This is a genomic window from Streptosporangiales bacterium (assembly GCA_009379825.1).
GTDB lineage: Bacteria > Actinomycetota > Actinomycetes > Streptosporangiales > WHST01 > WHST01.
Genome location: WHTA01000148.1, coordinates 1 through 5,838, shown reverse-complemented (window position 1 = coordinate 5,838; position 5,838 = coordinate 1). Strand labels below are relative to the sequence as shown.

The window sequence follows — 5,838 nt, the reverse complement described above, 5'->3', positions numbered from 1 at the left end:
TTAGTCCGCTTCCGCTTCCGGATTCCCCATATGTCGACGTCGTAGCTGATCAACGCGAGTTGTCCCCTGTCCGTTCAGGCCGCGTCTTCATGCGCGGCGAGCCATGCGTCGAGGTCGACACGTCGGATGCGGCGTTTGCCGTTGGGGAGCTTCACTGTGCGTGGACCACGGCCAGTGTGGAGCCACCGATAGAACGTGGACCGTGCTAACGGGCGTCCGTCGTCACCGCTGAGTTCCTGGAGTACCTCATCGATGGTGAGCATGCGGCCGCCTGGGGTAGCCATGCGGTAGTCCTCCTGAGTGAACGTGTCGTGCTGAGGTGGCGCTGGAACCGAGGGCTGTCTCCTCGGCGTCGCTCCGGTACGGCCAGCGCGGCCAAGTCCGGTCAGTGCGGCCTGTCCGGCATTGGCTCGGGCCTGTGACCGGACTGGCTGCTTGCCGGGGTGGTGGGCAGCCGCCAGGTCGTACATGCAGGGAAGCCGGCGCGTTGCGTGAGCACACCGGCGCGCTTGCCGGCACGACGCAGGGTGCGTTCGGCGATGCCCGCCTCTTCAGCGGCCTGGCGGATCTCGTCGAACGGACTGTCGCCGTGTTCGGCGAGGTAGCTGCGCAGCCAGACGGTGGTTGGATCGTCGGCGGCCTGTGCCTGGGTCGTGGGCCGGAGCAGGTCGTTGGCGGTGCAGTCGACAGTGCCTTCCCATTCGACGTGGGCGCAGCCGAGGTCGTCGTCGTTGACGAGGTGGTAGCCAAGGCTGGCCGGCATGGTCGTGATGTTGGCCTTGGTCCCGGCGAGCACAGCGCGGTGTGGGTTGTCCGGCTCCTCGGGGTGCCGGGCGACGGTGTACCCAAGGCGAGCGGCGCCGATGATGCCGATCGATCCGCCGCCGCGGTAGATGGCCTTGTCGCTGTCGCCCTTGGTGAGGTGACGGACGATCACGACGGCGGTGTGCGTCTCTTCCGCGACCCGCACCAGCGGTGCGAGGGCACGGCGGATGTCCTGGTCGCGGTGGGCGTTGACCGACCCCGCCAGGCAGGCCATCAGCGGGTCAATGACCAACAGCGCCGCGTTGACGTCGAGCAGCGCATCACGGATCACGTCCACGTCAGTGGGCAGCTCGGGCAGCCGCTCGTCAGGTTGCCCGGTGCCGGGGGCGGTGCCGCGGATGTCGGTGAGCGCAACGACCCGGTCGAGGTCGGCGCCGGCGGCATCGAGGCGTGGTCGGATTACGTCAGCGAGCCCATCTTCGACGGAGATCAGCACGACCCCGGCAGGATCACCACCGGCTTGCCCGTCCGGCCAGGGCTTGCCGGTAGTGACACGGGCGGCCCAGTCGACGGTGACGGTGGACTTGCCGAGTCCGGGGTCGCCGTCGAGGACGTGGAGCTTGCCGCGAGCGAGCCGGCCGGGCCACACCCAGTCCACGTGTTCAGGCTTGACGTCACTCATTCGGACCAGCGCTCCATGCTTCCTCGGCGGCAGGGCGACGACCGTGTCGTCGACCGGTGATGGGTTTGGGCTCATGCAGCAACCGTCTTCTCGATGCGGCGAGGGCGTCGGGCGCCTGCGGCCAGGCCGGAGGCGATGGTGCGGTGAGCTTCACGAGAGGTGTAGGCGCCGGCGGCGAGGTGATCGGCAGCCGCGGCCAGCAGTGCCTCACGAGCAGTAGCCTCGTCAAGCGCACCGCCGGCGACGAGCTGACCGAGGTTCTGCGCGGCCATGAACAACGCGTGGTTGCGGCCGCCCTCGTGCTGGACCGCGCGGACGTGCGCGACCTCGGCCCGCACCGCGCGGTCGACGTACCGGGATAGGTGACCGGTGCGTAACCGCGTCGGCCCCACCGGCTCGGCGGCTGCCGAAGCAGCGAGTGCGGTCAGCTTGTCGACCAGCCACGCAGGAAGGTCCACGACTGGCCCATCGTCGACGACGGCGTAGCTGCGACCGCTGACGGTGGTCCCGGGTGCAGCGACGTAGCCGCCGTGGCCGCGGGTGTCGATCAGCCAGCCCAGGCCGCCGTACTCGCCTTGGGTATTGCGCAGCTCGGTCCCGGCTGGTTGGGCGAAGTACAGGTGCCGCCCACCCGAGGGAGTGGCGACGGTGTAGGTCGTCGGCGGTAGCGGCTCGCCGGCTTGCTCACAGACGGCGGCGAGCACGTCGAGGCCGTCAGTGATGCCGGGTCGCTGCCACTCCGGCGGCCGGCTATCCGCGTTGGACTTGGACCGGTCGATGTCGATCACGAGCAAGCCGGAGGGTCCGCAGGCGATGCCGATGCCGTGGCGGGGGTGGGCGGTCCAGTACCGGCGGATCCGGTCTGGGGCGGTGGTGGCGTGGGTTTCCCAGGCCCTGAACACTGGCCGTTTGCTGCCCGGGGCGAGAGGGAACACGTGCCAGCCAAGGCCGGCGGCGGTGAGCGCGGCGTTCACGGTGGCGTTGGTGGTCGGGGTCACTGGTGGCCTCCCAGGTCGCGTTTGATGGCGGTGGCAAGGTGGATCAGCTCGGGATAGTCGGGGCGGGAGAACAGCGCGGCGTCGACGTTGGTCATCAGCCGGCGGTAGCCGCGGCTGGACAGTGGGAGCTGCGCCAGCGCGCTTATGCGGCGGATGATCTCGGCGGGTGGCTGCTTGTACAGCTGGTAGCGCCAGCCGCAGTCGCAGTGCTTGTGCTGGTGGCGGTGGAACATCGTTCGGTACTCCTCAGCGTTGATCTGGTCGGCGAGGGTGTCTCTGCCCGGTCGGGACCGGCGGGCAGAGACACCCGAGGCCCGGGTGGCGCGGCTAGAACGGCGGCTTGTCACCCGAGCCGCCCGCGCCGACGACTGCCGGCTGCGACTGCTGCGGCGCGGTGGGCACGGCCCACGGGTCAGCGTCCGCGCCCGTGCTGCCGGTGGTGGTGCTGGTCACCCACGGGTCGACGGGTTCGGGCTGGCCGTGGCTACGGGTTGCCTTGGTGACCTTCGCCGTGGCGAACCGCAGGCTCGGGCCGATCTCGTCGACATGCAGGTCGATCGCGAACCGCTTCTCCCCGTTCTCGGTCTCCCAGCTCGACTGGCGCAGCTGTCCGGTCGCGACGACCCGTTCGCCCTTGTGTAGGGAATCGCCGACGTGTTCGGCGAGCTGCCGCCAGGCGACGGCACGCATGAACAGCGGGTCCCCGTCGACCCACTGCCCCGTGTCGCGGTCGAACCGGCGCGGGGTGTGCGCGATGGTGAACCGCGCATACGGCGACCCGGCTGTCGTGAACGCGACCTCAGGGTCGGCGGTGAGGTTGCCGACGATGGTGTAGGTGTTCTCGGTGCTCGACACAGGTACTGCCTTCCTGGTGATGGGTGGGATTAGCCAGCCAGCCGGTCCTGGTGAGCTGGCCGGACATCTCTGGGCGCGGCCGCCTCGGTGGCCGGTCGCGACTGTCGTGCATGGGGTGCGGGGACGAGGCATTCACGGCTGGCGCCGGGGCGCAGGATCAGCGCGAGGTCGTCCCAGTCCAGGAGCGCCAACCGGCGCCCGCCAGGCCCGTCGATCAGCCGTCCGATGCGGAACGCGCCAGCACCGGGAACTACGACGATGTGACCCGCGGCGAGCTGGTCGACAGGAACGTGTCTCGTGCCGTGCGGCCAGCGGATCATCGGCTTCTCCTGTTCGGTGCGAGCGCGATGTCGTCGAGCAGGTCGGTGACGCCGTCGACTGCCGCGGCGACGGCGAGGGTGGCGTGCACCTGCGCAGCCGCGATCGCGTGCGGGTCGGCGACCCGGCGGTGCACGTCGTCGAGGAGCTCGGTGGCGCGTGTCGCGTGGTCTCGGTAGCTCACGGGCTGACCACCACCCGCCGCCCGGCGGCGTGCGCGATCGCGTCGAGGACGTGGCCAGTGTTGGCGTCGTCGAGGCCGCGCAGCAGGTCACCCAGCGGCCGGCTGGTCGAGTAGCCGGCCAGTTCGACCGCGACCGCCAACATCTGCAGCTCACTGCCAGACGCGGGTACCCGTCCGTGGTCGGCGATCGCCGCGGCGGTGTCGAAGCCCAGCCACACTTGCGGCAGGTCGAAGTCGGTGACCAGGTGCTCTGCGGTGGCGTGCAGGCAGGCGTCGCGGAAGTCGCGGCGAGCCAGCCAGTGCCCGTGGGCGGCGAGCAGGTCGACCGCGGCTTCGATGCCGTAGTCGCCGGCGGCCCAGGCGCGGAGTTCGGCGACGAGCTCGTCGTAGTCCCAGTCTTGCCGCTGGTCATGTCGTGGCTTGCGCATAGTTGGGTTCTCCTAGGACAGCGAGGTGGCGAGGGTGGCCAGAGCGTCGAACACCTTGCGGATCAGGTCGGCGGCGTCGCCGGGCGAGTTGACGATCCAGAGCACGGCGACGATGACGGCGATCCAGCCGAGTGCCTTCTTCAACACAGGTGGTTCTCCTTCTCAGCGACGAACACGGCGTGGTTGCTGGTCTGCGGGTGGCGGGTGGTCACTTGCTGGTGTCCCTCCATCGGGTGACGCGGCGGGGCGGGCGGGTGCCGCGGTCGCGGACGCGGCGGAACGCGGTGACGAGCTGGCGGCCGAGCCGTACGCGGCCGCCGGTGCCACGGCAGTGCCGGCAGTACCGCCAGGCACGGCCGGACGGGGAACGACGCTTGCCGGTGCCGTCGCACCACCGACACGCGGCGAACGGCCACAGCGCGCAGGAGAGCGCGTAGCCAGCCACCAGTGCGAGCCCGGCGATGACCGCGATGGCGATCAGCTCGGGATCGGTGCCGGCTGGGCTAGCGGCGAGGTGCAGCGATGTCACGGATGGGCCTTTCGGACGGGCGGTTAACGGGCGCACGGGGCCGCCACCGCTAGACGGGTGTCGTTCGAGGTCAGCGGCGTTGGGTGGGTGCTAGCGGGCCCGCTAGGTCTAGCGGGAGGAGTTGCTAGGGATCAGTCGTCTGCTCGGCCCTCCTCGGCCTTGTCGCGGGCGGCAAGAAGGTGGGCGCGGACGATGCCGCGACGGTTGCGGCCCTCGCCGGTTGCGGGGTCATTGCCCCAGACCTGTTTGGTGGTCACGCCGTACGGCTTGAGCGCGTCGGCGAGTTGCTTGGCGGTCCAGCCGCGGTAGATGTCCGCACGCAGCTCACCCAGTCGAGCGCAGGCGACCTCGGACCACACCGTGTCCTCATCGACGCGGGTGACGGCGATGAGGTCGTCGAGCAGCGACACCGAAGGTGCGTTGGGGGCCAGTTGCTCGCCGATGGCGTGCCCGGACAGGGTGCCGGCGCGCTGCCGGAGCTGGTAGGCACGCTCGATCACCTTCTCCGCCGTCTTGGCGTCGATGTAGGCCGAGCGGACCAGCTGCGGTTCGGGGTTGTCCTCGCCACCGATGAGGTAGCCGATGCCCTTGTCCTGCAGCGCGAACGTGGTGGCGCGCACACCCTCCTTGTAGCGGGAGGTGCCCAGCACCATGTCGTTCTCGGTCTGGCCCATGACCTTCAGGCAGAACCGGATCCCGATGTTCGCGGAGACCCCGGTCGGCAGGGACTTCGCGTCCGGGCGTTGAGTGGCCAGGACCGGCATGATCCCCATCGCGGGACCACGTTTGACGATCGCGGTGAAGATCCGGTCCGCCTCGTCCTTGTAGTCCGGGTGGGAGAACACCTCTTGGCACTCGTCGACGCCGAACACGATCGGGAACAGGCCCAGGGACCGGCGGTTGGCGACCTGCGGGGTGACCTTGCTTTCCGGGACCAAGTCCAGCGGCTGGTCCGAGATCCGCTTCGCCCTGGTCTCCATTTCCTGGTAGACCTCGCGGGCGGAGTCCATGCAGGCCTTGATGGTCTCGTCGTCGGCGCCGGACCCGTAGTGGTGTGCGACCTTCGCGAGTGGCTTGAG

At 69.7% G+C, this 5,838-nt stretch carries 7 protein-coding genes and 1 pseudogene; all 8 read right to left on the bottom strand.

Features of this window, described 5'->3' with window-relative positions; all coding sequences use genetic code 11:
- Window positions 1–74 precede the first annotated feature (74 nt).
- The 8 genes and pseudogenes from GEV07_30540 to GEV07_30505 all read right to left on the bottom strand — a co-directional run bounded on the left by GEV07_30540 (window position 75) and on the right by GEV07_30505 (window position 4,711).
- Window positions 75–284: a helix-turn-helix domain-containing protein gene (locus tag GEV07_30540; protein ID MQA06849.1), complete on the bottom strand. Its 210-nt coding sequence runs from the start codon at window positions 282–284 to the stop codon at window positions 75–77.
- Window positions 285–385: 101 nt separating this feature from the next.
- Window positions 386–1,522, bottom strand: a complete 1,137-nt coding sequence (locus GEV07_30535) for an AAA family ATPase (GenBank protein MQA06848.1) — start codon at window positions 1,520–1,522, stop codon at window positions 386–388.
- Entirely contained in the window at window positions 1,519–2,445 is a 927-nt protein-coding gene (locus GEV07_30530; GenBank protein MQA06847.1) for a DNA primase, read from the bottom strand. The genes GEV07_30535 and GEV07_30530 overlap by 4 nt, the downstream gene beginning before the upstream one ends.
- Window positions 2,442–2,678 carry a hypothetical protein gene (locus GEV07_30525; protein ID MQA06846.1) on the bottom strand — a complete coding sequence of 79 codons (237 nt, stop codon included), beginning with the start codon at window positions 2,676–2,678 and terminating at the stop codon, window positions 2,442–2,444. The genes GEV07_30530 and GEV07_30525 overlap by 4 nt, the downstream gene beginning before the upstream one ends.
- 94 nt (window positions 2,679–2,772) lie before the next feature.
- The gene (ssb, locus tag GEV07_30520) at window positions 2,773–3,432 is read right to left on the bottom strand and encodes a single-stranded DNA-binding protein (GenBank protein ID MQA06845.1); all 660 of its coding nucleotides are present in this window, start codon (window positions 3,430–3,432) and stop codon (window positions 2,773–2,775) included.
- A 184-nt stretch (window positions 3,433–3,616) separates the two neighbouring features.
- Window positions 3,617–3,802: a hypothetical protein gene (locus GEV07_30515; protein MQA06844.1), complete on the bottom strand. Its 186-nt coding sequence runs from the start codon at window positions 3,800–3,802 to the stop codon at window positions 3,617–3,619.
- Window positions 3,799–4,230 (bottom strand): hypothetical protein, encoded by a 432-nt coding sequence (locus tag GEV07_30510; GenBank protein MQA06843.1) that lies wholly within the window; start codon window positions 4,228–4,230, stop codon window positions 3,799–3,801. The genes GEV07_30515 and GEV07_30510 overlap by 4 nt, the downstream gene beginning before the upstream one ends.
- A 289-nt stretch (window positions 4,231–4,519) precedes the next feature.
- Window positions 4,520–4,711 (bottom strand): annotated as a pseudogene (locus GEV07_30505) (hypothetical protein).
- Window positions 4,712–5,838 lie beyond the last annotated feature (1,127 nt).

What these genes read in the sequence shown, in the direction of transcription:
- GEV07_30540 (MQA06849.1), bottom strand. Translation starts at nt 284, where the DNA reads ATGGCTACCCCAGGCGGCCGCATGCTCACCATCGATGAGGTACTCCAG.
- GEV07_30535 (MQA06848.1), bottom strand. Translation starts at nt 1,522, where the DNA reads ATGAGCCCAAACCCATCACCGGTCGACGACACGGTCGTCGCCCTGCCG.
- GEV07_30525 (MQA06846.1), bottom strand. Translation starts at nt 2,678, where the DNA reads ATGTTCCACCGCCACCAGCACAAGCACTGCGACTGCGGCTGGCGCTAC.
- ssb (MQA06845.1), bottom strand. Translation starts at nt 3,432, where the DNA reads ATGCCTCGTCCCCGCACCCCATGCACGACAGTCGCGACCGGCCACCGA.
- GEV07_30510 (MQA06843.1), bottom strand. Translation starts at nt 4,230, where the DNA reads ATGCGCAAGCCACGACATGACCAGCGGCAAGACTGGGACTACGACGAG.